The following is a 26,815-nucleotide window of genomic DNA, read 5'->3' as shown; positions in this document are numbered from 1 at the left end:
ACTTCCTTTATATTTTTACTCTTCTAGATTAGATAGGTATGAGTTGTTTCTTATACCTGTCCGGCGTACAAAGGCATTTACCTCTACTGATACTTCTAATTCTGGAAAATAGACATCACTCCAGTTAGATTGAAGCCTTTTCCAGTCTTTCGGTTTCGACCGGTGTACCGCTTCCCCAAACCCCAAAATATCTGTTTTATTTTCTTGTGCCTGTTCGACAGTAGCCTCTAGCTGTGTCTTAATTTCCTTTTCTATCTTCTTTTCTATCTTCTTCATTGTCTTTCCCTTTGTTAAATCAAGAGGAACTCTCGCTTCCCCTATATCTCCTTCTACTTCTGTTGAAATATTTATTTTTGGCATCCTGTCTTTCATTTGTACAGATACATCTGTTTTCTGCCTACTCACTTCGAATGAAATAACCTCCTTTTTTTCTTCCCAGTCTACATCAATGTCTGTAGATTTAATCTTATCTCGTATCCATATCGCTCCCCTTGCTTTATCCTCTTGCAACCAGTCAACTAGCTTTCCATTTTTAAACATAGCTAGTCCGTTTAATTCGAGAGTAGCAAGCGGTTCCGTTTCTTGAAGATTCTCCATTTTTCCTGATTTTTGTGGATCTCCTCCAAAAATTACTCCTGTAAGCATCGGTTCTCTTCCAGGTGTGACAAGAGAACGAATAAGTTCTTGCATCGTAACTTTTATCTGATAACCATGTACTTTTTCCGTGTATTCTAGCGTTTTAATTATTTTGTTAGCTGAAATTTTATCGATAGGTGTTAGTGTCCTCACGATATCACCAGCTTTTACGTCTTTAGCAATGACAACCGTAGCTGTCGTACGGAAATTTGGATCACGTTCAATTGCATCTAATATAGGTTGAATCCCTTCTTCTTCCGCTAGTTCATCACTAACTACGACCAAGTTTGTATGAGCATAATACATTCTTCTTGAAACCTTCGTTGAAGCATTTCTACTCACATCTACTATGTTTTCTCCTGTAGCAGTATAGACAGAAATTGGCGGAGCAGCTCCTCCCCCTTGTCCTACTCCCGCTACATTACCGGGGTTAATTACTTGAAGTGTACCAACATATTTACCATCTTCATTTTTGTCAATTCCAATAGCAGATACTAAAGCAAGTTCGGTTAGTTCCTTTTTTGACCAGCATCCAGAAAGAACTAGAACACTTAAAGACACGAACAATAGAAAGAATCGCTTATGACTCATTTGTATCCCCTTTACTATCGCTATTTTTCACCATTCTTTTTCCTCTTGGTGGAACGGGTCTTGTCGTTGATTCGCGAGTAATATCGTCACTTCCAATTAATTTCGGTCTTTTCCTTAAAGCCCACCATGGAAGTCTTATAACTGTATCACCAGCATTTTCCGGTATAAACGGAGCTAACGGGGTCATATACGGAACGCCGAAGGAACGTAGGTCACAAAGATGAACAATCATCATAATAATTCCTAAAATGAGCCCATAAAAACCAAACGTAGCAGCTAATATCATAAATAAAAATCGAATTAATCTAGCTGAAACAGCAATAGCAAAAGAGGGAGTTGAAAAGCTTGCGATCGCAGTAATCGCTACAATGATAACCATTGCAGGCGATACAATACCTGCTTGTACTGCAGCTTGCCCTATAACAAGCGCTCCAACAATGGAAATAGCTGACCCTATCGCTTTTGGCATTCGAATCCCTGCTTCTCGTAAAATTTCAAATGCAATCTCCATAATCAATGCCTCTACAAACGCTGGAAATGGAACGGCTTCCCTTTGTGCAGCAATAGCCACAAGCAATTGGGTCGGAATCATTTCTTGATGAAACGTGGTTGCTGCAATATAAACTGCTGGGGCGACCAAGGATATAAAAAAGGTAAGTACCCTTAAAAAACGGATTGCTGTCGCTATATCAAACCGAGCATAATAATCATCCGCTGCTTGAAAAAATTGAATAAACACCGCTGGGGCTAATAAAACAAATGGGGTACCGTCTACAAAAATTGCAATCCTTCCTTCTAAGAGGTTCCCTGCTACCATATCTGGTCTTTCTGTATGATAAATTGTCGGGAAGGTGGTCATCGTTTCATCTTCAATTAACTGCTCCACATATCCAGACTCTAGGATGCTGTCTATATCAATTTTTTTTAGACGTTTTCTGACTTCCTTTACTACTTTGTCATTGGCGATGCCTTCTATATACATGAAAGCTACATCTGTTTTCGTTTGCCTACCAATCTTCATGCTTTCTACCCACAGATTAGGATTCTTAACAATCCTTCGTACTAAAGCAATATTGGTTTCTAATGTTTCTGTAAAACTATCTCTTGGCCCCCGAATAGACATTTGCGTACTTGGCTCTTGAATCTGACGCGTTTCCCCACCCTTCGCCTCAATTGTTAAACATTCATGTTGTTCATTTACAAGCAGAATTGTTTCTCCAGCCATTAGGGAGAGGAACAGCTTTTTCCATTCATGAATCCGATTCACTTTTCCGATAGAAACAACCTTTTCTTCCAACATATCAATCGTTGTTTCCTCACTAGCCATCAGTGTTTCTAATATAAACTCATTAATCGATTGACTGTCTACGATGCCCGCTATGTATACGATTGCAGCATCGACTTTTTCTTCTTTGCCAATCTTAAGATATCTAATGACGACATCCGTACTATTTCCCGTTGTCTCTTTTATTTTTTTAATATTTTCTTCCTGGCTATGGTAGATAATATCGTCATTTTCAACTTCCATTGATTCCTCAATGGTAGCCATTAATTTTTTTGGTTTAATACTTTTACGTTTAACTCGCTTGAAAAGGGAAGACATGTGCTTGCTACCTTTCTTTACCTTTTTTAAATACTTTTCCCTAACATGTATTAAACATACGACGGATTTTGAATAACAAATAAACAGGGAGGGAAACTAAAAACAGAATAGTAAAGATAGCTATATAGAAGGATTTTAGTTAAGGTGATGTAGGAGTGAGTGGTGGATTACAGCAATTACTAGCAGGTATTTAACACAGGTGGATTCACTAATATAGTGAGTTGGTTCTCTAAGTGAATCGATAGCAATAAAGTGAAGTTTCACTGAGTGGGGATTCTACCCTCTGTTAATGTAGGATAAAATATAAAGAAGGCGACGAGATATTATGAAGATTATTGCGATTACAATGTTAATCATGGTGGGCGTTAGTACGTTAACAATAAGCTTGGATATTCTTCTTGGCATAGGCGTCTCTACTTCCATTTTCAATGCAATTCGTCCGTTCCGTGTAATGGATGCAGCAGAGATTTTTATCATCCTACTGTTTACCCTTTTGTTCTTCGTAGAAAATATACTATTTTCTATTAAAAGGAAGAAAAAGAAATCTAGCTCTTAATGCTAAAAAGGAAAGCGTTATGAATCCATAACCTTTCAAGAAAAATAGAGCTATTAGCCATACTAACTATTTCATTACTTTCCGAACCCTTTTCTGAATCATAATGACTTTCATTTTTATGTTACTATAGCCCATCCCCTATTCTTTTTTATAAAAATTAGAGGATAAAAGCAGTGAAATGCCACATGTTAGATAGATGATTGCAAAGGTCTTATTTGGCACAACAGAAGAGTACCCTAATGGGCCAAGGGCAGAAAAACAGCCAAAAAGAAAAAATACAAAACCTAACCAAAACGTAATTTTTCCTATTAGTGTGTGCTTCCTCATCCTATACCCCTCCTTTCAATATCCCCCTAACAAGTGGCTCCTCTAAAACTACTCCGACTTCTTATACTCTGGAGCAATAAATATCCCAATTAATGTTAAAGCATAGCCTGTCATACGAAATACTCTATTTTCCGCAAGGTCTGTTGATATAGATAAACCATAAATGGTAATGCCCATCCCGATAATTGCTAAAATGATTCCTAAGAGCGTCTTTTTGCGCATACTTCTCCCCTTCTCTCTATTGAATTTTTCTACTATAACGTATAGAACTAATAAAGGTTTCATATTTTTAAAAAATAACACTCTTTCGCTAGAAATACTTCTTTTATTACGTATTCATATATGTCATAACAAAATGTAATACCGTTGTATCCGAAGTTGGATTTATATAACCATGTTCTTTATCGCCATTAAACTTTATAGAATCATACTTGTTTAAATGATAACGTTCATTTTCTATCGTAATGATTAACTCGCCAGACATGACTGTCACATACTCGATTACCCCAGGTTGATGAGCACCGGGAACATATTCACTATTAGGTTTCAAGAAAGCTCTGTGAATTTCACTTGATCCGTAATTAGAAACATCAAACATTGGTTCGAGTGTACAAGCTTCATTTGCACTGATCACTTTGTTGCCGCTATGCTTACGTGAAAGAACAACTTCTTTCTTTTCATTTAGCAAAGAAGATATAGGGATGGACAGTCCATTCGCAATTTTCCAAATCACAGCAAGAGATGGGTTAGCCTCTCCTCTCTCAATATTTCCTAGCGTCAGTTTACTTACCTCTGTTATATCAGCTAGTTCTTGTATACTAATTCCTCTTTGCTGTCTAATCTTCCTTAGCGTTACCCCTATTTGTTTCGCTAGTTTTTCCGCATCATTGATGTTATTTGCTTTTTCCAAGTTTATATCCTCCTTTTATCCCTGTTACACGTTACTACCAACAATCTCAGAAGTTAGATCTTACCGTATTGGTTAGATAATAGGCGATAAGTGTATAAATGAAAGCTGTCCAAAAAGAAATGGAAAGGTAAAATTTTTTCCTTTTCTTTTTAGGCACGTCCTTTTCCCCTCTATATCCGCTTCCATGTACATAAATAATAGTCAAAGTAACTAAAACCCCAATAATAAAAGTCCATTCCATATATGGTCGCCCTGTTTTGTGGTTAGCCCACAACGGTATACCAAACAAAATAGATACAGTAAGTAAAAAAGGAACTAATCTAATCAAAAAAGTTTTAGAGGATATTCCAACTCACTCCTAACATGACCGCAATTGATTTATATCCATTTTATGTTTTACTCTTATTTTCTAATATTTTACAATAACTTTCAAGCCTATATTGTCCCTCCTAATTCCTGAAGCCGATCACAATTTTTTAGTTTTTGATAAGATAGGGAAATTCACTTCTTAATCTTTATTCGTTCTATCTTTAAATAGATGTAGCCATTTTAATACCAGGTTAGTATAATATATCTAACTAAATATATATTATAATATACTTTGTTTTTTTATTAAGGAAAGGTGATGTCATGAGGGAAATAGTAATCGGCATTGTAGCTTCAATGTTTTTCGCAGTTACATTTATTTTAAACCGCTCTATGGAACTTTCTGGAGGTAGCTGGTTATGGAGTTCCTCATTGAGATTCCTCTTTATGGTTCCTTTTTTAGTCATCATTGTACTGATACGACACAATTTAAAACAAGTCCTGCAAGAAATGTTAAAGCAACCATTTCAATGGATATGCTGGAGCTTTTTTGGTTTTGTACTCTTTTACGCACCTTTGACCTATGCCGCTTCTTATGGACCTGGGTGGCTAGTTGCTGGTACTTGGCAAATGACAATTGTTGCTGGCACTCTATTAGGACCGCTATTTTTTGAGAAGGTTCAAACAAATAGCGGAATAATAAAAGTAAGGAATAAGATACCTATTGGTTCTCTATGTATTTCTATGCTTATTTTAATTGGTGTTGTCCTAATTCAGTTGCAAAAAGCAGATAGTTTAACATTGTCAGAAGCATTGATTGGTGTCATGCCAGTTGTTCTTGCCGCATTCGCCTATCCACTAGGGAATCGAAAAATGATGGAGGTATGTGGTGGAAGATTAGATACATTTCAAAGGGTACTCGGGATGACTTTGGCAAGCCTTCCATTTTGGTTAGGAATTAGTGCTTATGGATTCATTACAGTCGGTAGCCCCTCATCGGATCAAGTACTTCAATCCTTTATTGTCGCAATCTGTTCCGGTTTAATTGCAACTACTTTATTCTTCATTGCAACAGACAGAGTGAAGAATCATCAAGGAAAATTAGCTGCTGTTGAAGCTACGCAGTCTACAGAAGTATTGTTTGTTATTATTGGCGAGGTTTTACTACTTTCAACCCCATTACCTACTGGATGGGCAACTTCTGGTCTAATCATTATTGTTGCAGGAATACTGCTTCATAGTTATAACACGAAAAAAATTAATATAGAACAGGATAAGCAAATTCAATTTTATGAACAGAAAGAGCAACAGTTATAATTTTTCTTACTGTTTGGGTCTGGCACCTTGGGGTCTGGCCCGTTCCTCCCTAGTTGGGTCTGGCACCTTGGGGTCTGACACGTTCCTCCCTAGTTGGGTCTGGCACCTTGGGGTCTGACACGTTCCCCCCTAGTTGGGTCTGGCACCTTGGGGTCTGACACATTCTTCCCTAATTGGGTCTGGCACCTTGGGGTCTGACACGTTCCCCCCTAATTGGGTCTGGCACCATGGGGTCTGACACATTCCTCCCTAATTGGGTCTGGCACCTCCGGGTCTGGCACATTCCTCCCTAATTGGGTCTGGCACCATGGGGTCTGACCCATTCCTCCCTAATTGGGTCTGGCACCTCCGGGTCTGACCCAAACAAAATAACAAACAAAACATTCGGAAGTCCCTCTTTATTTAATAATTAAAAACTTCCAATTACACAAATTATGATCATTGTAAATTGGAAGTCTTTAATCAATCATTTAATTTTTAAAGGTTTGAGTTGCTCCATTATCGTTTCGAAAGGAGCATCAACTTGAAGTAATGCTGCTGTAGTATAGGCACTCTCAACTAAGGAAGTATCCATTAAGTGAATTTTTTTATCTGTCATTTCCATCGCCATTTCTAAGTTCATTTTTGCACTACCAAGATCGTAGAAGGCAAAAATTTCATTGGCTTCGTTCTCAGAGATAGCCTTGCTAATAAAATCAAAACTTGTTCCCACTTCCCCTTCTTCCGTGCCACCTGCGTAGGTAATGGAAACTTCTTGTGCAGCCTCTCCTAATAAACGTGTTAAGCCTTCTGCCAATTCTTTGATATGGGAAACAATGACAATACCATATGCTTTTTTACTCATCAATAATATCTCCTTCTAACATCGCCTCAAAAAAGTAACCACTTGAAGTTGCACCAGGGTCGAGATGTCCAACAGAACGCTCACCAAGGTAGGAGGCGCGTCCTTTTGTTGCTTTTATACCCTTTGTATTATTCACGGCTTCTTGTATGTTTTCTTTACTTAATTTTCCTGATTCTAACGCTTGGATAACCGGGATCCAAACATCTATCATTGTCTTTTCACCTAGTTCTGCTTTTCCTCGCTTTTGAATTCCTTCCATTCCGGCCTTTAGAATTGCAATGATATCTTTGTCATCCTCGCCAGCTTGTTTCGCCATCCCCATTAGTGCCGAGCCATAAAGGGGACCAGATGCACCACCGATTTTGCTTAACAATGTCATCGCAGCTGTTTTGAATATATCTTGTATGCTCGAAAAATTGCCTTCTTTTAATTTTCCTTCCATCTCTTTGGTCCCACGAGCCATATTTGAACCATGATCTCCATCACCAATCGCACTATCCAATTCGCTTAAATACACTTTCTGTTGATCAATCTTTTCTGAAAATGCAAGGAGCCACTTCGTAGTATTTTCAACAGTTAACATAAATAATTCCCCCTTCTATATCTATACCCATGCAGATGTACAAACTGGATGATTCAAGTAAGTTGTCCACTTAGAATCGACTAAATTTACCAATGTTAAAGAAATACCTGCCATATCAATGGAGGTCATAAAAGAGCCGACCTTTTTAAACTCAATCACTAATCCCTCTTTTTCTAGTAAAGCCTGTACATCGTTAATAAAGATATATTGCTCCATTAATGGTGTAGCGCCAAGACCATTTACCAATAAGCAATAGCGGTCTCCTTTTTGCCAACTGAATTCTTTTTTCAATTGGTTTACTAATTCTTGTGCAATGTCTTGTGATGGTTTAATTTTTTCTTTTCTATATCCCGGTTCCCCATGTATGCCAACACCATACTCCATTTCATCGTCTTCTAATTCGAAGCCCTCTTTACCAACTTCAGGAACGGTTGCAGGTGAAATTGCGACACCAATGGTCTTAATATTCTGGACTAGCTCATCACCTAATTTCTTTATTTCCCCAAGAGATAATCCTTCTTCTGCTGCAGCTCCTAAAACTTTATGAACAAGAATAGTTCCTGCTACACCCCGTTTACCTTCGACAGAAATATCATCATCAACGATCAGTTTTTCTACTTTAATGTCTTCCATTTCTGCAAGTTCTTGCGCCATTTCAAAATTCATGACATCCCCTGAGTAATTTTTAATAATTAGGAAAACACCTGCACCTTGATCCGCTTTCTTAATAGCTTCAAAAATTTGGTCTGGTGTCGGAGAAGTAAAAACTTCACCACAGACAGCAGCAGACAGCATTCCTTGTCCTACAAAACCTGCATGTGAAGGCTCATGCCCACTTCCACCACCGCTTACCAATGCTACCTTCCCCTTTTCTTCAAAGGTCCGATAAATAACACCCGTTCCCTCAATACGCTTAACTAAATCCTCATTAGCGTAGGTAAAACCATTAAGCATTTCATCTAACACATTTTTTGGGTCATTTATAATTTTTTTCATTTCACTACTCCTTGTTAATGTCATTAAAAGGAACTACCTATTAGTAGTCAGTCCTTTTATTTAAATATCTCTTTTCTCATAGATTGTAATTTTCAATTATGAATGTTGTCCGTTGATTTCCGCTACGGGCACTTGACTCCTGCCGCCGGGTCTCCCACTTTCCTTTCTTCCCGCAGGAGTCAAGTACCCTCCGTTCCAATCAACTCAGTTTTTAGCCAAAAAACAACAAACTTTACGAAAACAGCCATTTAAATAAGCAAATAAGGTCTAAATCTATTAGTAAAATGTTAATAAATAATCATTTACCAACTTTCAGCTATTCGTGACTGTAGAAGAGAATTCCCATGACCATTTGTGATTATTTGTAAAGATAGAAACAACTAAATAAGAATTATTTATGGTTTAATTACTAATTCTGGCTTCTTATTCAAGCTATGTTTCCCATCAATAAAACGAACTGTTCCTGATTTAGCACGCATTACGATAGAATGTGTAGTACCGCTATTTCCTTTATATTGAACTCCTTTTAAAAGTTCCCCGTCTGTTACTCCTGTTGCAGCGAAAATGGCATCCTCACCTTTTACAAGGTCTTCCATCATTAACACTTGAGAGACATCTGTTATCCCCATATTCTTACACCTGATTAATTCTTCTTCATTTTGGGGTAAAAGCTTCCCCTGAAGTTCCCCACCTAGGCATTTTAGCGCCACAGCAGCCAATACTCCCTCAGGAGCTCCACCTGAACCAAGCATAATATCAACACCTGTATTCTCAAACGCTGTATTAATTGCTGAAGCAACATCTCCGTCTTGAATCAATTTAATTCTTGCACCAGCATTACGAATTTCTTGTATTGTTTGTTCATGTCTTTCCCTATTTAAAATAGAAACAACTAAATCTTCTATATCTTTATTTTTTGCCTTAGCAACTGCTTGTAGATTTTCCATGATAGGAGCATTAATATCAATCATTCCTACTGCTTCTGGACCAACAGCTATTTTTTCCATATACATATCAGGGGCATGCAAAAGATTACCATCGTCAGCTATCGCTATAACGGTTAAGGCATTCCATGTCCCTGCAGCCACAATATTAGTCCCTTCCAGTGGGTCCACAGCTACATCAACTCGAGGACCATAACCTGTCCCTAACTTTTCTCCAATATAAAGCATAGGTGCCTCGTCCATTTCACCTTCACCAATCACAACCGTACCTTTCATAGGGATCGTATCGAACACATCCCGCATACTTTGCGTGGCTGCCTCATCCGCTTCTTCTTTTTTTCCTCTTCCCATCCATCTTGCCGAAGATAAAGCTGCTGCCTCCGTTACACGGACAAGTTCCATAGACAAACTTCTTTCCATGTGCATTCCTCCTAGTGCTTTTTCTAACCGTTCTTCAAGGGCTGAAATTATTCCGTTTTCCTTAAACATTTTGTACGAAACTAACAACGTATTCGGAGATAAAAGAAATTACTTTCCTCTCCATAAACATAGCCAAAAATAAAAAAGAACAGCTTGAGGTTTACAAAGGGAATTTCCCCCTTTGCAATCTTAAGCTGTTCTCCAAGAACTAATCAGCGATAGTATTAACTTGTAATCTATTATATATATTATATTTATTGATGTAAACCCTTTCTTTAACTTTCAAACGAAACCGCTATTTTTTAAAAAAAGAGGGTTTTTATCGAAAACAAATGAAGGCTTCCCCATATTTATTCTCAATGAAACTTTTCCATCCTTCAATCGTATATTAATTAGAACAACCTAAATAGGAATTTCGAAAGGAGAACTTATGGGAAATATATTTTTATTCTCAATCATTGTTGGGTTAGCGTTTACCATTTTGCTGCTACCCATTTCTAGAAATAAAAGTGACAGCAAAAAAGAGGGGAAACAGCCAAAAATAGGGGCACTTATTATCGCTACATTGATTATCCTCACTCTTGCAGTATTTTCTTTCTATTATTTTACTAACTTTGATCGTAACTTTACTTCTTTATGGATATTAGCAATTATCGTTACCGCTGCTGGAACAGTGTTTGCTACAGGAACAGAACGGATGATAAAAGTAGTTCTATTCGCTGGAAGTCTCCTAGTCGGAGTTTATTTTCTAACCGCATTTATTTTTAATGCCGACGAAAAATATGAACATGCGAAAATGGAGCAAAAAACAGAAATTGAGGCCTTTGATGAAAAGGAAACACCAGCAAGTGTTCCTCCTCAGTTTGCACGAAACAAAATGAAGAAGGCATTCGGCCAAGTCCCCGATACAAGCTATTATGAACTTGGAAATTTGCAAATTCAAAAGGTCAACGGGGAATATGTGTATATTGCACCTGTTGAATTTTCCGGGTTTTTCAAATGGTTGAATGGCGATGATACACCTGGATATTTTACTCTAAGTGCAACGGACTCTTCTGCCAACCCTAAGTTTATGAAGACGAAGATGGTTTACACACCTTCTTCCTATTTTAATAAAAATATTGAACGTCATATTCGAATGCAATATCCGAAACATATCTTTTATGGTGATACACAATTAGAGATTGATGATGAAGGAAAACCTCACTATATTCGTACGTACGGGGACTTTATTTCTGCTCGTAATGGATTCACTGTGGAAGGTATTGTTACTGTAAATCCAGAAAACGGAGAAACAAAATCATATAAAATAGCAGATGTCCCAGAGTTTATTGACGGGGCGGTATCACCGGAAGCTGTAAGTCTACAGAACAGTTACTTCGGAAACTACATTCAAGGGTTTTGGAACAGCAAATTCGGTAAATCCGATGTGAAACTCCCTTCAGATGAAGGCACAGAGGCCAATGTAAGTCCTATTTTTGATAAAAATGGTGATATGTATTATTTCACTGATTTTACTAGTCCAAAAGAAGGCGTTGACTCCATGCTTGGGTACTCGCTGACAAATGCAAGAACAGGGAAAGCTACTTATTATACCGGTAACCTTGAAGAGTCCTATATGGATTCACAGGGAGCTCTAGATATTATTGAGAAGAAGTTTATTGAAAAGAAATGGAATGGAAAAATGCCTGTTCTCTATAATTTCTACGGAGAAGCTAGTTGGTTAACACCCGTATTGGATTCCAATGGCTTCTTGCAAAATTACTTTATTGTTTCGGCAGCTAACCCAGAAATATCAGCATATGGAAATACTCCAAATGCAGCGTTAAAGCAATATAAAACGGCCCTACAAAAAGGACCAGGTTCCGTAGACGGTAGCTCTGATGCCGAAGAAAAGCAAACAAGTGGAAAAGTATTGAGAGTCTATAAAGAAAAGTCTGGAGACTATACCATTGTTTCGTTCCTTCTAGAAAACAACCAAAGCTACATCATTTCTTCTGAAAACAGCCCTATGGCTATTTATTTACAGGAAGGTGATAAAGTAAACATAAACTACTTAGCAACAGGTGAATCATTCTTACCTGTAAAAGAGCTAATAATTGAAGGTTTAGAATCCACAAATCAATAAAATTAAAAAACACGATGAGAAGCCGATTAATCTTGGTTTTCATCGTGTTTTTTCTATAAGCCGTTTTTAAAAAATTTTGCTTTTCACAACAGTTGAAAGCGTAGAATGGATTGGAACAGAAAGCAACGGTCCATTACCCACAAACAACCAAATTTACCAAAACAACCTATCTATACTACGCTTTTTTCTATCTATTCTACTTATCTCTACTAGACGGTTGTTACTAAACCTTTTGGAATTCTAGTTAATAAGCGAAACGTTTAATAGAAACTCTTAAATATTTTTATGACAATAGCACATTTACTAGAAAAGATAGGGAAATGTCTTTACCGCTTGTCCACCTGCTGCATAAGATACAGTGTAACAACAATAAAAAAGTAAAGGAGTGTTAGTAAATGGGTTGTAATTGTAACAATAACGGTAACGTTGGTGGAGCTTCTGACAATGGTCACAGAAGAAACCGCAACAATGTAGCTGGAGCTTTTGACGAAAACTTCAAAGTAAGAGTAAACGCTTATATTGACGGTGAAGACTTTTGCCGCGGAGTACGTCGTTGCCTAATCAACGATCTTGTTGCAGGTGCTCAAGATGACAATGACGACAATGGTCGCCGCCGTAAAAGATGCTGGTACTAAATTTTTTGTAAACTAAACTGTACTAGACTAGAAAAGGTAGTCAAAGAATCCCGATGACAGAAGTAGTGTCATCGGGATTTTTTTATAAACACTTATATAAAATAAAATTTAATTCGTGGGGTTTTAGTGCCTATGAATACGGGATAAGTACCTCTTCACTAATGGATGAACGTGGTTATTTCTTCCTGTTACTCCTTATAATCATAACCACTGCCAACAAGGATACACTATAAAAAAACAAGGCTGTTTTCGTAAAGAGTGTTGCTTTTTAGCTGAAAACTAAGTCGGAAATCAACGGGCAACATTCATAAGTAAAAACAACAACCTATGAGAAAAGAGCCAAAAATAATAATGAGGTGTTAATGTGGATGATAAAGAAAAGTATACAGATGTTTCAAATGTGGAAACGCAACGAAATTTTTTAACAGCTGAAGAATATCCAGAAGGAGCATATGGGGCACCAAGAGGAAAAGACGCCCCCGTTGAAAATAAAAGTACTCCATGGAAAGAAGGACAGCAATATTATAGTAACTTCTCCTATGAATTTAGAAACTTGCACCAGGATCTCCCAAGACAGTTCCCTCAAGCACATGAAACACATGATGAGAAAGATAAAAATGAGGAGCCACCTACTACTTAAGCAACAACAACAATAGAAGAAGCTGACCATCCCATGGCATTTTGCCTGTAGGTCAGCTTCTTAAAAATTCCACTTTAGAAATCTTATCTCCCAAACAGAAACAATCCAACACTACCTTTTTTCCACATAGAAAAGACTGCAGCTCCTAAAGCTAAGATAATAAATAACCCACCAACTGTCGCATTTAATTCCACAGTGAAACGTTCAATAACGATACCTCCAATAAAAGAACCAAACGCAATCCCAAAGTGTAGGGCGGAGTTATTCAAGCTTTGTTGAATATCCGATGTTTCGGGTGAAGCTTCAATAAGGTAGCTCTGCATAGCTGGTGTTATTGCCCAACTAAGCATACTCCATAGGACCATTACGACTAGGAATAATGGCAATGCGAATGTTGTATGCGGGATAGCAAACATAGCCACTGCAAATACTACGATTACCGTTAAAATAGTTTGTTTTGATCCAAATCGATCAGAAAGCGTACCACCGATTCCTCCACCTAAAACAGCTGCAACTCCGAAAATTAAATAAACAATACTTACCCATGTACCGTCCAAACCGAGTGCAGATTTCAAAAACGGCGTTAAATATCCATATAATGTTAAATGACCCGCCAAAAACAGAAACGATGTCAACTGCGCAAACAGTATTTTACGGTTTTTCAGTGTACGCAACTGTTGACCGATTGGAATCGCTGGCTTTGGTTCCATTTTTTCCATAAAGAAATATACACCTATTATCGAAAATACCGTCAATACCGTAATAAGAATAAATGGTGCCTGCCAGCCAAACGCATTTCCAAGCATTAATCCAACGGGAACTCCCAGCACAAGGGAGGCACTAACTCCCATAAAGACAATGCCGATTGCACGAGCCCGATATTTTTCCGTAACAATATTGGACGCCATCGTCACACAAAGTACAACAAGTAACGAGCCACTGGCAGCCGATATGATTCTTGCCATAAATAATAAGCTATAAGACGGACTAAGGACAGCCAATCCATTTCCAAGTAAAAATATAATAAGTGCAAGTAATGTTAATCGCTTTCTCTCGATCCTCGCCGTTACGGTTAATAAAATTGGTGCCGAAATGGCGAACACAAGTGAAAATACCGTTATGAGTAAACCAGCTTTTCCAATACTCACTCCTAAATCTTTTGCAACTAAGTCCAAAATTCCACCTATAATTAACTCCACCATTCCAACAACAAACGAAACAATAGTTAATAAATAAACACGTTTATCCATCACATAACGCCCTTTCTGTAATGTTACCACTGCAATGGTAACATGTTATGTATAAGAATTCTATAAAAAGTTTTCCTATGCTATGATGGTAACAACGAAAACTTACGCAAGGAGTTAAAAAACATGCTTCAACAATTCGGTTTTACCCAATACGAAAGCCAAGTATACCAGTCACTCATAACAGTAGATCACCCTTTAGATGCAACGGGTATCGTGAAGCTTTCTGGAGTTCCTCGTTCCAAAGTTTATGAAGTACTCCATCGTTTATCTGAAAAAGGGATGATTCTGGAAACTACCATTGAAAAAAAACGCCTTTATACGGCTCTACCGATTGAGTCTACTATTAAAAAACTGAAAGCAGATTTTGAAAACAATTTGGAGCAGTTAAAAAAAGCTCCGATAAAAAAAGCTCCTTCCGATGACCGTGTTTGGACACTAAAGGATAACCAATCGATTCAATCACTCTTAAAGGAATTATTACAAAAAGCGGAGCATTCTATTTTCCTTTCTGGTTGGGCAGATGACCTTCTCCAATACCTTCCGATTTTAGAAGAAAAATATGACGCGGGCATCCATATAAATATTCATGTAATTGGGGAACTTTCTACTAAAATCCCTTCTGTTTCGACGTTAATTCCTGATGAGCAACACGCTAATCTAGAAAGAAGTAGAATTATGATTGTCGATGATCAAGAAATGTTATTTGCCGGAATAGAAGAAGCAAACTGGCAAGCTATTCGCACACAATCTCGTCCATTGGTGAAGTTTTTTACCGAATTTTTCTATCATGATGTTGCACTAACGGAGATAACACAAAAATATAGAGATACGATTATGAAAGATAAAAACATTAGAGATGTTTTATTAAACTTGAGGTACTAATCTGGAAGACGTTTTCGATTATTGTGGTTAAAATTATATATCTAATCCCCTAGTGTACAAATTACCAAACAGATCATTCGCTCATAAGTTGGTATAACAAACCCTTAGGAGATTTTACAATGAAAAAAATTTTATTATTTGCAGACCCGGGAATTGATGATTCCATTGCCATTATCTACGCTCTGTTAAATCCAGAAATAGAAGTAGTAGGAATTGTCTCAAGTTACGGAAATGTGGATAAAAAACAGGCAACAGAAAATGTCGCCTATTTACTCGAGCTTGCTAATAAAACTGATATACCTATTATTGGAGGTACTACAAGGCCTTTTTCTGGAGAAATTCCTACTTTTTATCCTGAAATTCATGGACCAGAAGGGCTCGGCCCAATTGTCCCTCCAGAGAATATAGCAGGTGAGCTTTTAAATTTCACAGAAATATTTAACATAATTGATCAAAATCCTGGGCTAACCATTGTTGACGTTGGAAGAAACACATCTCTTGCTACAGCAGTAATTTTAAGTGATGATTTGTCCGAAAAGGTAAAAGAATTTTATATTATGGGTGGAGCGTTTTTGGTACCCGGAAACGTAACACCTTATGCAGAGGCGAACTTTTATGGAGATCCTGTTGCAAGCAGCTTAGTATTTGATAGTTTAAAAAATATTACAGTCATTCCTTTAAACGTCTCCAATAATTCAATTGTTACGAAACAACATGTAGCTACAATTCAGGAATCCACCCAAAATCCACTAATAGATATTTTAGATGAGGTCATGGATTATTATATCAATGCCTACAAGAAATTAATTCCCGGCCTTGTTGGAGCACCACTTCACGACGTAGTTACCCTTTCACTATTAGCGAACCCTGACATGGGGCGTTTTATTTATCGAGATGTTCAAATCCAACAAACAGGAAAGACGAAGGGTGTCTCTATCGCAGACTTAAGGGTTAAACCCGAGGATACGGACAAAAATGTTAGAATTTATTTAGAATTGGATTATCCCTTATTTTTAGAGGATTTTATTAGAGTAATGAGCACGAAAATACCAACGGAGTAATGTAATCCGTTGGTATTTTTTATGTATATCAATCGTCGAGTAACTCGATACTTCTAGACATGAACATTTATTTCTGGAATTTTATGTTAGTTTGTCTAGTGAATTACTGAATTTGTCCAGTTAGTTCCTGTGTTTGTCTAGTAAATTCGGAAAAGTGTCCGGTAAACTTGAAAATTTGTCCGATAAATCCTGAATTGTGTCTAGTAAACCTAGCTAAAGAGTAGCCTTTTACATCAAGGTACGTGTCCTCTACTCATTGAATACAAAAACACTAGGGGAATTGGCCCCTAGCGTTTTTGCGTTTTGACATTTATTCAGTTACAGATTCCTAATCTCTTAGACTCTAAATCTACGAACTAATTCATTCAATTCTTCCGCAAGTTTTGCTAAATCATCTGCATTTCCAGCTATTTCTTCCATAGAACTGCTTGTTTGTTGAATAGATGCAGAGGTTTGTTCAATTCCTGCTGCCGACTCCTCTGAGACAGATGCAATGTTTTCAATGGAATTACTCATACTTGCGCTACCTTTTACAATTTCACTCAAGTTGTTTGAAACAAGTTGACTTCGTTTTGCCATTTCGGATATTGAATTATTTATACTATCAAACGTTTCTCCTGTTTCATGTATTTGCTGTGTTCCTTTTCCAACTTCCTTATAGCCTGATTCAAGGGAAACAGCGACTGCATCAGATTCCTGTTGAATTCCTTCTACAATACCTGTTATATCAGAAATAGAAAGAGAAACTTGTTCTGCTAATTTACGAACTTCATCGGCTACAACTGCGAATCCTTTTCCATGTTCGCCTGCTCTAGCCGCTTCAATTGCAGCATTCAATGCCAGTAAGTTTGTTTGATCAGCAATTGCTTGGATAACTCCTACTAACTTTGATATTTCCTTCGATTGATTATCGAGACCTTTTACCTTTTCAACCGCTTCTTTCACAATACTATCAATCGTGTTCATTTGACTTATGGAAGATTTCATTAATTGACTACCCTGCTCTGTTAATCCTAATACCTCATTAGATGCTTTGCTTATATCTTCCCCATTAGTATTTGCTTCTTTTATTTTCTCCACAAAGCTTGTCATGCTTTCAGATAGTTTTGTCGAGTCATCCGCTTGTGATTCAGCCCCTGAAGATAACTCTTGCATCGTTGCAGCTACTTGAGTACTCCCTTCTTTTACCTCACTCGCAGACTGGGTTAATTCTTCACTTTGGCTTGTTACAGTCTCTGATACGGATGTGATTTTTCCAACCATTTCACGTAAACTTGCTAGCATATTATTCATTGCCAAGCTAAGTTGACCAATTTCATCTTTTCCTTCATATTTACTTTCTTCTACCTTTAAATTACCTTCTGAAACTTCCTTCGCCATTTCTATTACTTTGTTTAAATTCACTCTAACTACTCGACTTACAACAACTAAAATAATGGTACCTATTATTACTGAAATTATAATAGAGATTACCAAGAAACGAACAGATTCCATTAAACTATCTTTTGCTTGTTGTATAGCTGATTGTCTTTGTTCATTAATTAAGCCTCTTAGTTCGGTGAGTCTGTTAACAGTCTCACTTCTTAAGGATTGTGCTTCTTGTCTACTAGAAAGTGCTTCAGATGTATCTCCACTACTTACAGCTGGAATAATTTCATTTAAAAAAAGATCATTTATCTGCTCATCGTTACTTGCGATCACATTAAAAAGTTCTTCTTCCTCCGCAGAATCCATTTTTGCTTTCAACTCTTCTTGAAGTACATTAAAACTCTCTCTTCTCTCTTGAAATTCTTCAATATATTTCTCATTAGGGGTATTTATATAATCCGCAATTCGAGTATCTTTTGACCGAAATAACGATGCCATCTCTGTCGTTTTAACCGCTCGATCGCCTCTTCTTTCAAGAGTAGCAATATCCTCTTTAACATCCTCCATTTGTGTAAAAATAAAAACTGCGGAAACAATAAAAAGAATACTTGTAATCGTCAATGCCATCGCAAACTTCCAGCCAATTTTTATGTTTCGTAGTAACCTTGTCAACTTATCTCATCTCCTTATAGTAGTGTGTATCTTCATATTTTTTGCTTTTATTTATCTATAAACTTCACCGCTCCTTTTTGGAACAAAAAAACCCCTTTTCTATCGACGTAATATATAAGTGAATACGAAACAGATTACGAAGATAGTAAAAAGAGCTTCCTTAATAAGTGTTGCATGCTTTCAAACCCAGTCTTTTTGACCTAAAATCTACCAAATTAACTAATAAACCAGTTTTGTAATTCGAAGGTAACAAGACCTTTTGACTAAACCATTATACATAATTCGCGTTTTTTCTGCAATTTACAACATTGATAACTTAATGCAAAAAGGTTGCCCTTAAAGGGTAAACTCTCCTTTAAGGACAACCTTTCGCTCTCTATCAAAAAAACTATGCCTTGAACCTTTTTATCACTATGTTAGTTTATTTAACTAAAAAATCCTGCAAACCAATCGAGTACACCTAACACATCTAAGAAGACAATAATAATAGCAATAGGTGTTAAGTATTTTAATAAATAAAACCATGCGTAGAAGAATAGTTTACTAACATTCGAACCTTGTTTTAATTCCTCGAACAAAACTGACTTTGGAACTTTTAATGAAACAAAAATTGATATAGCTAACGCACCGATAGGCATTAATACATTACTTACAGTAAAATCGATTAAGTCGAAAAAGATTTTATCAAAAAGATGGAAATCCGCCATAAGCCCATAAGATAAACAAGATGGAATTCCTACAATGAAAATAAATATCCCGATTATCCATGTATGCTTTTTCCGTTTCGTGCTATCGTTCTTAGCCGTTGTTGCTACAATAATTTCAATCATTGAAAAAGCAGAAGTTAAAGCAGCAAATAAGAATAATAGTAGGAAAGCAATAAAGAAAATAATTCCAAACGGCATCTGATTAAACACTGCCGGTAAAACAGCAAATATTAATGTCGGTCCAGCATTTACTTCTAGCCCAAAAGTGAAGACTCCAGGGAATATTGCTAGTCCTGCTAATAATGAGATGACAATATTCATCATCACAATTGATAAAGCAGATTTAGGAAGATTTTGTGTTTTAGGAAGATATGAACTATACGTAACCATCACCGAAACCCCTAAGGAGAGAGCAAAAAATGCCTGACCTAAAGCAAATAAAATACTTTCAGAAGTAATATTTGAAAAATCCGGTACAAGAAGAAACTTAACTCCCTCCATTGCGCCGTCTAAACTTAGAGAACGGAATACTAAAACGATGAAGAGCACAAATAATGCCGGCATCATAAATTTACTTGCCTTTTCAATCCCCTTTTGTACTCCTTTTGCTACAACGATAATCGTTAGTAACATAAATATGAATTGTGCAATTAATGTAGAAAATGGTTCAGCAATAATATCTCCAAATAACTGATTAAATTGTGATTGAGACAGTCCTTGAAGACTACCTGTAAGTGCTTTAAATAAATAAAGGATAATCCATCCTCCAACAACACTGTAAAAGGATAAAACTAAAAAACAAGCAATAACGCCAATTCTACCTGTTATATGCCATAAAGAATTGGGGGCTAGTTTTTTATAAGCTGTAATGGCATCACTTTGCGTGTTCCGACCTATTAGGAATTCACCTAGTAATAGTGGATACCCTAATAACAAGGTAAATAATAAAAAGATAAGGAAAAAGGCTCCCCCACCACCAGTTCCTGCAACGTACGGAAACTTCCATATAGCCCCTAAACCAATTGCAGAGCCTGCAGCTGCTAAAATGAATCCTAGCTTTGATGTCCACTGTTCATGTTTTGACATTAATGAAATCCTTTCTATATATGCATTTTTTTAAACTAATAATTATTATCTCTCAATTCCACTTAGGGATAAAGTCAAAATTCAATTAAGGATGAACTCTCATCCTCCACCTACTCTTCTTCGACTCTCTCAAATCCTCGAGGTAGGGACTACTTCCCGTTAATATGGAGTAAAACTATAGAGCATAACTTCCTTTTTATTTACTCCGACAGCACCACATTCAATCGGATATATGTCTTACTATCAGAATCTATCTACTAAGTTTAACAGATTTTATTAAATGCTAAATATTCTAGCAAGTAAAAAATTAAGGGAATTTATTCACATAGTACTAATTAATCCATATACGGTAAGAATAACCCAGTAAAATTCTAGCGATGTAAAAAAAAGGGGCATCTCCCATAAGCGTTAAGCATTTATGGGAGATGCCCCTTTTTATCTCAAACACAGTGATGCAAAATATAAATTCACCGCTCTAGCATTGGAATTCTATTTTTATATTTCTCGACTAGTTTTTTATTATGTTCTTCCGCTCCATCGACATTTCCACTTTTTAAAATTGGTGGATTAAAGTTATTTTCAACCATTACTTTAATAGCTTCCACCATTATCCCATTGACAATTGCCGCACCGATGACAGTGGATCCAGTACCAAAGGAAACATCGAGGGACTCTTGTTGCATAAGGGTGTCCCCGACTTCAATGTGATTATCAATTGAAAGATCCACAGAATTATATAGATATTTCCCGCTTTTATGTCGAGAGACCTGTGTTTTGGCATAGCGTGGTGAAGTGATGCTAATAACAAAAGCACCTTGCTTTTTAGCAATCTCTGCAACATCAATTGGAACAGGGTTTCTGCCCGATGTTGAAGCAACTATTACCACATCTTCAGGTTGAATCCTAGCTTCAGACATAAACTGCTCGGCAAAATCATTCTTCTTTTCTAATTGTGAAGAACGTACCGCTCCCTTATGTAGCATCAAATCTTCTATTAGTATAGGACTAATTGGAACGAGTCCACCTGCTCGGTAAAATAGTTCCTCCCCTAATATGTGGGAGTGACCACAACCAAACACGTGAACAATTCCATCCTTTTGAATACACTCTGCAATTCTTTCTGCAGCTTTTGTGAGGTTTTCTTTTTCAGCCTCTTCAACAGTACTTAATAATTCCTTAAGCTTATGAAAATATTGTTCAAACATGTTAGGATCCCCCCTTCTATTGTCGATTCATCTGAATCATAAACTTATAACGATCCGCTCTGTACGATGACTTAACAAATTCAACAGGAGTCCCATCTTTTAAAAACGTATTTCGTTGAATTAGCATAACTGGTGCCCCTGATTGAATTTTTAAGTAGTCTGCTTCAAGTTGATTAGCGATAGACGATTCAATAACCTGAGAAGCATGATCAATTCTCAAGTTTAGTTGGTCTTCAATGTAGGAATATAAGGACTGGTTAACAATTTGCTCTGTTAATCCTTTAATAAAATTAGCGGAAATGTAATTAGTTTCTAATGCCATTGGCTCATCATCCGCTAAGCGGATTCGCTTAATTTCATATACTGGCCCATACTCTTGGATTCCAAGCTGGTCGGCAATTAGCTTTGTTGCTGGAATAATTTCAAAGTTAATTAATCGACTTTCCGGCTTCAATCCCCTTACTTTCATGTCTTCCGTGAAGCTCGTTAATCCCCGAAGAGTCTGTTCGATTTTTTCACTTCTTTCTGCAACAAACGTCCCTTTTCCTTGTATTCGATGTAAATATCCATCGTTTACTAACTGAGTGAACGCCTGCCTAACTGTCATTCGACTAATTTGAAATTTTTCCGCGTACTCTCTCTCTGCAGGAAGAGAATCTCCAGGTTTTAACTCGCCCTTTTCAATTAAATCTTTAATAATTTCTCCAAGTTGATAATAAATAGGAATGGGGGAATTCTTTTTAATCATTCTCTTGACCTGCACCCTTTCTATTTAAACTACTTTTAAAAATAGGCTCTTTACGAAAACAACTCTAAAGTATACTATCGACACCATTTATTTGTACGAAAATCAGCTTCAACGATGTGAAAACCAACTGCATAAGAACACAAAAGAAACTATTCCTCTCTTAGCTGCGAACCTTTTCATCTGCGATTGCGGCTTCATCTGCAATAATTGTAACACATGGATGATTTCTCAATACAGAAGCAGGAAAACGTTCATCAACTTCACCATGGAGCAGGTTAGATAAGGCTTCTTTTTTGTTTTCACCTGAAATAAGAAGAAGAATCTCTTTACTTTTCATAATCGTAGCAATCCCCATTGTGACTGCTCTTGTTGGTACCTCTTCTAGGCTATCGAAATATCTTGCATTTGCTTCTCTTGTGGATGGGGCTAAGTCGACAATATGAGTATTCGAATCAAATGAAGTTCCAGGTTCATTAAATCCAATATGACCATTACTTCCAATTCCAAGAATTTGTAAATCAATTCCACCATGCTCTGCTAATAGATTTTCATAGTCTTCGCATTCTTTTTGCATATCCTTAGCGTCCCCACGGGGAATATGGGTGTTCGACTTTTCAATATCAATGTGGTTAAATAATTGGTCATTCATATAGAAACGATAGCTATTATGATTGTCTCCTGAAAGTCCAACGTACTCATCTAAATTAAACGTTTTTACTCCTTGGTAAGAAGTGTGATTTTGTTTGTGATCTTCAATTAAATTAGTATACGTTCCAACTGGCGTTCCACCTGTTGCAAGTCCAAGGTTTAGATTTTTTGAATGACGAACCTTTTCAATAATATACTCAGCAGCTTTTTTACTCATTTCTTGGTAATCTTTCACATCTATAATTTTCATTTTAGTTTTCCTCCTTAGTATAGGCTAGCGTTCCTCGACAAATTGTCATAAAAACATCTAAATTTTCATCTAGTATTACGATGTCAGCATCTTTTCCTTTTGCGATGCTTCCCTTCTTATCGAATATTTTTAACTGTTTTGCTGGGTTAACCGATGCCATTTCAATAGCGTCCTCGAGTGAACACCCCGTATAAGCTAAAATATTTTTCACTGCGTTTCCTAATTTCAATATGCTTCCAGCAAGTGTCCCATCACTAAGGACAGCTTTTCCATCCTCCACTGTTACATCTTGACCACCGAGATCATATTGGCCATTTTTCAAGCACTTAGCACGCATGGAGTCCGTAATTAAAATGACCCCTTCGTTTCCTTTTTGTTGATAAGCAAGCTTCACCATTTCTGGTCGCACATGAACTCCATCAGCAATTATTTCTGTTTTTAATTCATCATGTAAAAATGCCGCACCGACAACACCTGGTTCGCGATGATGTAAACCTCGCATTTGATTAAATAAATGTGTGACATGGTTGACTCCTGCTTCAATTGCCCCACTCACTTCTTCATACGTTGCATCAGAATGGCCAATCGAGGCAATGATCTCATTTTCTTTTAAATAACGAACCAATTCCAATCCACCTGGTTGTTCAGGTGCCACCGTAACAAGTTTTATATTTTCCTTTGATAAAGAGTGCCACCTTTTAAAAATCTCGAGGTTTGGATCAATAATATGGTCTAACGGCTGTGCTCCTGCTCGTTTTGCGTTCACAAATGGACCTTCAAGGTGGATACCAAGTATTTCAGCTTTTCCTCGTGCTTGCTGCTCCTTAATATAATCACCAGCATTCGTAAGCGCTTTTTCAATTTCCGTACTGCTCTGGGTCATCGTAGTTGCTAAAAAACTGGTTGTCCCTTCTCCAGGAAGCGTATTTGTCATTGTATCTAATGCTTCCTTTGTAGCGTCCATTACATCAGCACCACCCACTCCGTGGATATGGACATCAATGAATCCAGGAATCGCCTTATAATTTGAGGGAATTTCAACGATTTCAAATGAATCCTCTTGGTCTAATTCCTCTAGTGGTCCAAACTCAACTATTTTTTGATCTTTCATCTTTATATATCCATTCTCTAATTTCACTTTTTCAGAATATATTTGTATGCCCTTAAGCAAAATAGGTTTATCATGTGAATTCATTATCTTTCCATCCTTTCAAGTCAGTAGGAATTTATAAAGTGAAACTTCAATCACTAAGAGGTTTACTGCCATTAATACGGGATAAAACACTCGTCTATAATTAATTGTGTTATTTGGATAAGAAGTATTTAACTTTTACACTTATGTCTTCCGTTCTATCTTAGCATCACCAAATTATAGTTGTCTATACCAATTTCCTTAACAATATTTTTGAAAAATCCCCTATTTATGTATATATAATAAAAACCCATCTAAATAATCTCTAAATAGAAATCTCATAATGGTATAGACATCTATAATGATATGATGTTATGATATGCATGTTTAGAAAACGCATTCATAACATTTTTTATAAAAGGAGAGAACACTATGTTAGGTTTTTTACAACGAATTGGTAAGTCATTAATGCTTCCAATCGCGGTATTACCTGCCGCAGGGCTTTTACTTCGCTTTGGGCAACCTGATTTACTTGATATTCCGTTTATCGCAAATGCAGGAGATGCAATATTTGCTAACTTAGCATTAATTTTTGCAATTGGAGTTGCAATGGGGTTTGCCAAAGATAATAACGGAGCTGCCGCTTTAGCTGGTGCGATTGGTTATTTAGTATTAACAAATGGTACACAAGCTTTAGATGAAAATATTAATATGGGTGTGCTCGGTGGAATTATTGCTGGTATCGTCGCAGGACTTTTATATAACCGCTTTCATGATGTAAAACTTCCCGAATGGTTAGGATTCTTTAGTGGTAGAAGATTTGTTCCCATTGTGACATCGGTTGCGATGGTAATTTTAGCAGGAATCGCTGGATTTGCTTGGCCACCGGTTCAGGCTGCCATTGATGGTGTTGGTAATTGGATTATTGATTTAGGCGCCATTGGTTCTGGTCTATTCGGATTCTTAAACCGTTTATTAATTCCTTTAGGACTTCATCACGTATTAAATAGTTTATTCTGGTTTGAATTTGGTGAGTTTGCTGGAAGAACCGGGGAAATTGTTTCAGGAGATATCGCTCGATTCTTTGCTGGAGACCCAACTGCTGGTCCATATATGACTGGATTCTTCCCTGTTATGATGTTTGGACTTCCTGCAGCTGCATTCGCTATTATTGCTGCTGCAAAACCTGAAAAAAGAAAAGCGGTTTCCGGTATGTTTATCGGACTAGCTTTAACTTCTTTCCTTACTGGTATTACAGAACCAATTGAGTTTTCATTCATGTTCATCGCTCCATTATTATACGGTGTTCATGCGATTTTAACTGGGGTTTCTATGTGGCTTACAACATCACTTGGCATTCGAGATGGCTTTACATTCTCAGCAGGTGGAATTGACTATTTGCTAAACTTTAATATCGCAGAAAAACCTTTATTATTATTAGTTATTGGTTTAATCTATGCAGTCATTTATTTCGTCGTTTTCTATGTATTAATTAAAGCCTTTAACCTGAAAACACCTGGTCGTGAAGATGAAGTAGAGGAAGAAGACCAGGCATCCTCTACTGCAGTCGGAAACGATAAATACGAACAAATGGCAAATTACTTTATCAATGATATTGGTGGAAAAGAAAACATTTCTGTCATTGACAACTGTGCAACACGCCTTCGTTTAAATGTAAAAGATATGGAAAAAGTAAAAGATACCGCTTTAAAAGCTCATGGTGCAAAAGGTGTTATGAAATTAAATAAAACAAACCTTCAAATTATTGTTGGTACGGATGTAGAATTTGTTGCCGATGCAATGAAGCGATTAGATGGGCAAGTTGTAAATACACAGGATGCTTCCGAAACAGCATCTCCTTCTGAAGTAGAGGGACTAACACAATTACATGACCAAGACTTCGTGATGCCAATCGAAGGAAAAATTATTCCAATCACCGAAGTGAAAGACCAAGTATTTTCACAAAAGATGATGGGTGATGGCCTCGCCGTTGTTCCATCAAAAGGTTCTGTTGTTTCCCCTGTTAATGGCGAAATCATTAATGTCTTCCCAACGAAGCATGCAATAGGAATCAGGTCAAAACAAGGTTATGAAATACTTATTCACGTTGGTCTAGATACCGTTCAACTAAACGGAGAAGGTTTTACTGTTTTAGTTAAAGAAGGCGATCAAATTACAAAAGGACAAGAAATTTTGAAATTTGATCTCGATTTTATTCAAAAATCGGCTACTTCTTCCATTACACCAATTATTTTTACAAACTTAACTAAGTTAAACGTGAAGAAACAAGGAAGTGTAAAGCAAGGAGATAGTGGTGTATTGTCGATTGACTAATAGTAACTAAAAAAGTAGTGTCTTTGGCGGATTATT

The 26,815-nt window shown here is 36.9% G+C and carries 24 protein-coding genes; 8 read left to right on the top strand and 16 right to left on the bottom strand.

The genetic code is table 11. From position 1 onward, the window contains the following. Positions 1-15: 15 nt before the first annotated feature. Positions 16-1,227, bottom strand: a complete 1,212-nt coding sequence (locus ACFSUL_RS20420; protein ID WP_377938081.1) for a Ger(x)C family spore germination protein — start codon at positions 1,225-1,227, stop codon at positions 16-18. After that, complete coding sequence (locus ACFSUL_RS20415; protein ID WP_377938079.1) at positions 1,217-2,830, bottom strand: spore germination protein; 1,614 nt, start codon at positions 2,828-2,830, stop codon at positions 1,217-1,219. Before ACFSUL_RS20415 ends, ACFSUL_RS20420 begins: the two co-directional genes overlap by 11 nt. A gap of 325 nt (positions 2,831-3,155) precedes the next feature. Here ACFSUL_RS20415 and ACFSUL_RS20410 point away from each other — a divergent pair, with 325 nt between their 5' ends. Then, positions 3,156-3,386, top strand: coding sequence for a hypothetical protein (locus ACFSUL_RS20410; RefSeq protein WP_377938077.1), 231 nt, complete (start codon positions 3,156-3,158; stop codon positions 3,384-3,386). Between the two features lie 138 nt (positions 3,387-3,524). Here the strand turns inward: ACFSUL_RS20410 and ACFSUL_RS20405 are convergent, their stop codons facing one another. From ACFSUL_RS20405 to ACFSUL_RS20395, 3 genes are all read right to left on the bottom strand, one after another. Then, entirely contained in the window at positions 3,525-3,713 is a 189-nt protein-coding gene (locus ACFSUL_RS20405; RefSeq protein WP_377938075.1) for a hypothetical protein, read from the bottom strand. Positions 3,714-3,761: 48 nt separating this feature from the next. Beyond that, entirely contained in the window at positions 3,762-3,935 is a 174-nt protein-coding gene (locus ACFSUL_RS20400; RefSeq protein WP_377938073.1) for a hypothetical protein, read from the bottom strand. 106 nt (positions 3,936-4,041) lie between these two features. Continuing rightward, complete coding sequence (locus tag ACFSUL_RS20395; RefSeq protein WP_377938071.1) at positions 4,042-4,623, bottom strand: helix-turn-helix domain-containing protein; 582 nt, start codon at positions 4,621-4,623, stop codon at positions 4,042-4,044. Between the two features lie 630 nt (positions 4,624-5,253). Between ACFSUL_RS20395 and ACFSUL_RS20390 the strand changes: the two genes are divergently transcribed. Next, the gene (locus ACFSUL_RS20390) at positions 5,254-6,246 is read left to right on the top strand and encodes a DMT family transporter (RefSeq protein ID WP_377938069.1); all 993 of its coding nucleotides are present in this window, start codon (positions 5,254-5,256) and stop codon (positions 6,244-6,246) included. A 466-nt stretch (positions 6,247-6,712) separates the two neighbouring features. On the opposite strand, the gene dhaM is transcribed toward ACFSUL_RS20390, so the two are convergent. From dhaM to glpX, 4 genes are all read right to left on the bottom strand, one after another. Then, on the bottom strand, positions 6,713-7,090 hold the full coding sequence (dhaM, locus tag ACFSUL_RS20385) for a dihydroxyacetone kinase phosphoryl donor subunit DhaM (RefSeq protein WP_377938067.1): 378 nt from the start codon (positions 7,088-7,090) through the stop codon (positions 6,713-6,715). Beyond that, positions 7,083-7,673 (bottom strand): dihydroxyacetone kinase subunit DhaL, encoded by a 591-nt coding sequence (gene dhaL, locus ACFSUL_RS20380; protein ID WP_377938064.1) that lies wholly within the window; start codon positions 7,671-7,673, stop codon positions 7,083-7,085. Before dhaL ends, dhaM begins: the two co-directional genes overlap by 8 nt. A gap of 21 nt (positions 7,674-7,694) precedes the next feature. Next, positions 7,695-8,669, bottom strand: a complete 975-nt coding sequence (gene dhaK, locus ACFSUL_RS20375) for a dihydroxyacetone kinase subunit DhaK (protein WP_377938062.1) — start codon at positions 8,667-8,669, stop codon at positions 7,695-7,697. 395 nt (positions 8,670-9,064) lie between these two features. Further along, a complete protein-coding gene (gene glpX, locus ACFSUL_RS20370) occupies positions 9,065-10,033 on the bottom strand; it encodes a class II fructose-bisphosphatase (RefSeq protein WP_377938060.1) in 969 nt (322 codons plus the stop codon). A 430-nt stretch (positions 10,034-10,463) separates the two neighbouring features. Here glpX and ACFSUL_RS20365 point away from each other — a divergent pair, with 430 nt between their 5' ends. From ACFSUL_RS20365 to ACFSUL_RS20355, 3 genes are all read left to right on the top strand, one after another. Further along, positions 10,464-12,161, top strand: coding sequence for a hypothetical protein (locus ACFSUL_RS20365; protein ID WP_377938058.1), 1,698 nt, complete (start codon positions 10,464-10,466; stop codon positions 12,159-12,161). Between the two features lie 395 nt (positions 12,162-12,556). Further along, positions 12,557-12,796, top strand: coding sequence for a hypothetical protein (locus ACFSUL_RS20360; RefSeq protein ID WP_377938056.1), 240 nt, complete (start codon positions 12,557-12,559; stop codon positions 12,794-12,796). Positions 12,797-13,160: 364 nt separating this feature from the next. Beyond that, positions 13,161-13,436: a hypothetical protein gene (locus ACFSUL_RS20355; RefSeq protein ID WP_377938054.1), complete on the top strand. Its 276-nt coding sequence runs from the start codon at positions 13,161-13,163 to the stop codon at positions 13,434-13,436. 83 nt (positions 13,437-13,519) lie between these two features. Here ACFSUL_RS20355 and ACFSUL_RS20350 read toward each other — a convergent pair whose 3' ends face one another. After that, entirely contained in the window at positions 13,520-14,686 is a 1,167-nt protein-coding gene (locus ACFSUL_RS20350) for an MFS transporter (protein ID WP_377938052.1), read from the bottom strand. Between the two features lie 123 nt (positions 14,687-14,809). On the opposite strand from ACFSUL_RS20350, the gene ACFSUL_RS20345 reads away from it, so the two are divergent. Both ACFSUL_RS20345 and ACFSUL_RS20340 read left to right on the top strand, forming a co-directional pair. Beyond that, positions 14,810-15,568, top strand: coding sequence for a TrmB family transcriptional regulator (locus ACFSUL_RS20345; RefSeq protein WP_377938050.1), 759 nt, complete (start codon positions 14,810-14,812; stop codon positions 15,566-15,568). A gap of 119 nt (positions 15,569-15,687) precedes the next feature. Next, positions 15,688-16,629, top strand: a complete 942-nt coding sequence (locus ACFSUL_RS20340; RefSeq protein WP_377938048.1) for a nucleoside hydrolase — start codon at positions 15,688-15,690, stop codon at positions 16,627-16,629. 336 nt (positions 16,630-16,965) lie between these two features. Here ACFSUL_RS20340 and ACFSUL_RS20335 read toward each other — a convergent pair whose 3' ends face one another. From ACFSUL_RS20335 to nagA, 6 genes are all read right to left on the bottom strand, one after another. Next, on the bottom strand, positions 16,966-18,624 hold the full coding sequence (locus tag ACFSUL_RS20335; RefSeq protein ID WP_377938098.1) for a methyl-accepting chemotaxis protein: 1,659 nt from the start codon (positions 18,622-18,624) through the stop codon (positions 16,966-16,968). Positions 18,625-19,094: 470 nt separating this feature from the next. Then, positions 19,095-20,462, bottom strand: a complete 1,368-nt coding sequence (locus tag ACFSUL_RS20330) for a sodium-dependent transporter (RefSeq protein WP_377938046.1) — start codon at positions 20,460-20,462, stop codon at positions 19,095-19,097. Between the two features lie 467 nt (positions 20,463-20,929). Further along, on the bottom strand, positions 20,930-21,667 hold the full coding sequence (locus ACFSUL_RS20325; protein ID WP_377938044.1) for an SIS domain-containing protein: 738 nt from the start codon (positions 21,665-21,667) through the stop codon (positions 20,930-20,932). A gap of 16 nt (positions 21,668-21,683) precedes the next feature. Beyond that, on the bottom strand, positions 21,684-22,415 hold the full coding sequence (locus ACFSUL_RS20320; protein ID WP_377938041.1) for a GntR family transcriptional regulator: 732 nt from the start codon (positions 22,413-22,415) through the stop codon (positions 21,684-21,686). A gap of 160 nt (positions 22,416-22,575) precedes the next feature. Then, entirely contained in the window at positions 22,576-23,313 is a 738-nt protein-coding gene (gene nagB / locus ACFSUL_RS20315; RefSeq protein ID WP_377938039.1) for a glucosamine-6-phosphate deaminase, read from the bottom strand. 1 nt (position 23,314) lies between these two features. After that, positions 23,315-24,508 carry an N-acetylglucosamine-6-phosphate deacetylase gene (gene nagA, locus ACFSUL_RS20310; RefSeq protein WP_377938037.1) on the bottom strand — a complete coding sequence of 398 codons (1,194 nt, stop codon included), beginning with the start codon at positions 24,506-24,508 and terminating at the stop codon, positions 23,315-23,317. A 369-nt stretch (positions 24,509-24,877) separates the two neighbouring features. Here nagA and nagE point away from each other — a divergent pair, with 369 nt between their 5' ends. Beyond that, positions 24,878-26,779 (top strand): N-acetylglucosamine-specific PTS transporter subunit IIBC, encoded by a 1,902-nt coding sequence (gene nagE, locus ACFSUL_RS20305; RefSeq protein ID WP_377938035.1) that lies wholly within the window; start codon positions 24,878-24,880, stop codon positions 26,777-26,779. The last annotated feature ends 36 nt before the right edge of the window (positions 26,780-26,815 follow it).

The organism is Bacillus seohaeanensis, from assembly GCF_042684945.1.
Classification (GTDB): Bacteria; Bacillota; Bacilli; order Bacillales; family Bacillaceae_B; genus Rossellomorea; species Rossellomorea seohaeanensis.
This window is presented reverse-complemented; position numbering and strand designations above follow the sequence as displayed.

Excerpts from the sequence above, each read along its gene's own strand:
- ACFSUL_RS20420 (WP_377938081.1), bottom strand. The coding sequence starts at position 1,227 with ATGAGTCATAAGCGATTCTTTCTATTGTTCGTGTCTTTAAGTGTTCTA.
- ACFSUL_RS20415 (WP_377938079.1), bottom strand. The coding sequence starts at position 2,830 with ATGTCTTCCCTTTTCAAGCGAGTTAAACGTAAAAGTATTAAACCAAAA.
- ACFSUL_RS20410 (WP_377938077.1), top strand. The coding sequence starts at position 3,156 with ATGAAGATTATTGCGATTACAATGTTAATCATGGTGGGCGTTAGTACG.
- ACFSUL_RS20405 (WP_377938075.1), bottom strand. The coding sequence starts at position 3,713 with ATGAGGAAGCACACACTAATAGGAAAAATTACGTTTTGGTTAGGTTTT.
- ACFSUL_RS20400 (WP_377938073.1), bottom strand. The coding sequence starts at position 3,935 with ATGCGCAAAAAGACGCTCTTAGGAATCATTTTAGCAATTATCGGGATG.
- ACFSUL_RS20390 (WP_377938069.1), top strand. The coding sequence starts at position 5,254 with ATGAGGGAAATAGTAATCGGCATTGTAGCTTCAATGTTTTTCGCAGTT.
- dhaM (WP_377938067.1), bottom strand. The coding sequence starts at position 7,090 with ATGAGTAAAAAAGCATATGGTATTGTCATTGTTTCCCATATCAAAGAA.
- dhaL (WP_377938064.1), bottom strand. The coding sequence starts at position 7,673 with ATGTTAACTGTTGAAAATACTACGAAGTGGCTCCTTGCATTTTCAGAA.
- dhaK (WP_377938062.1), bottom strand. The coding sequence starts at position 8,669 with ATGAAAAAAATTATAAATGACCCAAAAAATGTGTTAGATGAAATGCTT.
- glpX (WP_377938060.1), bottom strand. The coding sequence starts at position 10,033 with ATGGAAAGAAGTTTGTCTATGGAACTTGTCCGTGTAACGGAGGCAGCA.
- ACFSUL_RS20365 (WP_377938058.1), top strand. The coding sequence starts at position 10,464 with ATGGGAAATATATTTTTATTCTCAATCATTGTTGGGTTAGCGTTTACC.
- ACFSUL_RS20360 (WP_377938056.1), top strand. The coding sequence starts at position 12,557 with ATGGGTTGTAATTGTAACAATAACGGTAACGTTGGTGGAGCTTCTGAC.
- ACFSUL_RS20350 (WP_377938052.1), bottom strand. The coding sequence starts at position 14,686 with ATGGATAAACGTGTTTATTTATTAACTATTGTTTCGTTTGTTGTTGGA.
- ACFSUL_RS20345 (WP_377938050.1), top strand. The coding sequence starts at position 14,810 with ATGCTTCAACAATTCGGTTTTACCCAATACGAAAGCCAAGTATACCAG.
- ACFSUL_RS20340 (WP_377938048.1), top strand. The coding sequence starts at position 15,688 with ATGAAAAAAATTTTATTATTTGCAGACCCGGGAATTGATGATTCCATT.
- ACFSUL_RS20335 (WP_377938098.1), bottom strand. The coding sequence starts at position 18,624 with ATGGCATTGACGATTACAAGTATTCTTTTTATTGTTTCCGCAGTTTTT.
- ACFSUL_RS20330 (WP_377938046.1), bottom strand. The coding sequence starts at position 20,462 with ATGTCAAAACATGAACAGTGGACATCAAAGCTAGGATTCATTTTAGCA.
- ACFSUL_RS20325 (WP_377938044.1), bottom strand. The coding sequence starts at position 21,667 with ATGTTTGAACAATATTTTCATAAGCTTAAGGAATTATTAAGTACTGTT.
- ACFSUL_RS20320 (WP_377938041.1), bottom strand. The coding sequence starts at position 22,415 with ATGATTAAAAAGAATTCCCCCATTCCTATTTATTATCAACTTGGAGAA.
- nagB (WP_377938039.1), bottom strand. The coding sequence starts at position 23,313 with ATGAAAATTATAGATGTGAAAGATTACCAAGAAATGAGTAAAAAAGCT.
- nagA (WP_377938037.1), bottom strand. The coding sequence starts at position 24,508 with ATGAATTCACATGATAAACCTATTTTGCTTAAGGGCATACAAATATAT.
- nagE (WP_377938035.1), top strand. The coding sequence starts at position 24,878 with ATGTTAGGTTTTTTACAACGAATTGGTAAGTCATTAATGCTTCCAATC.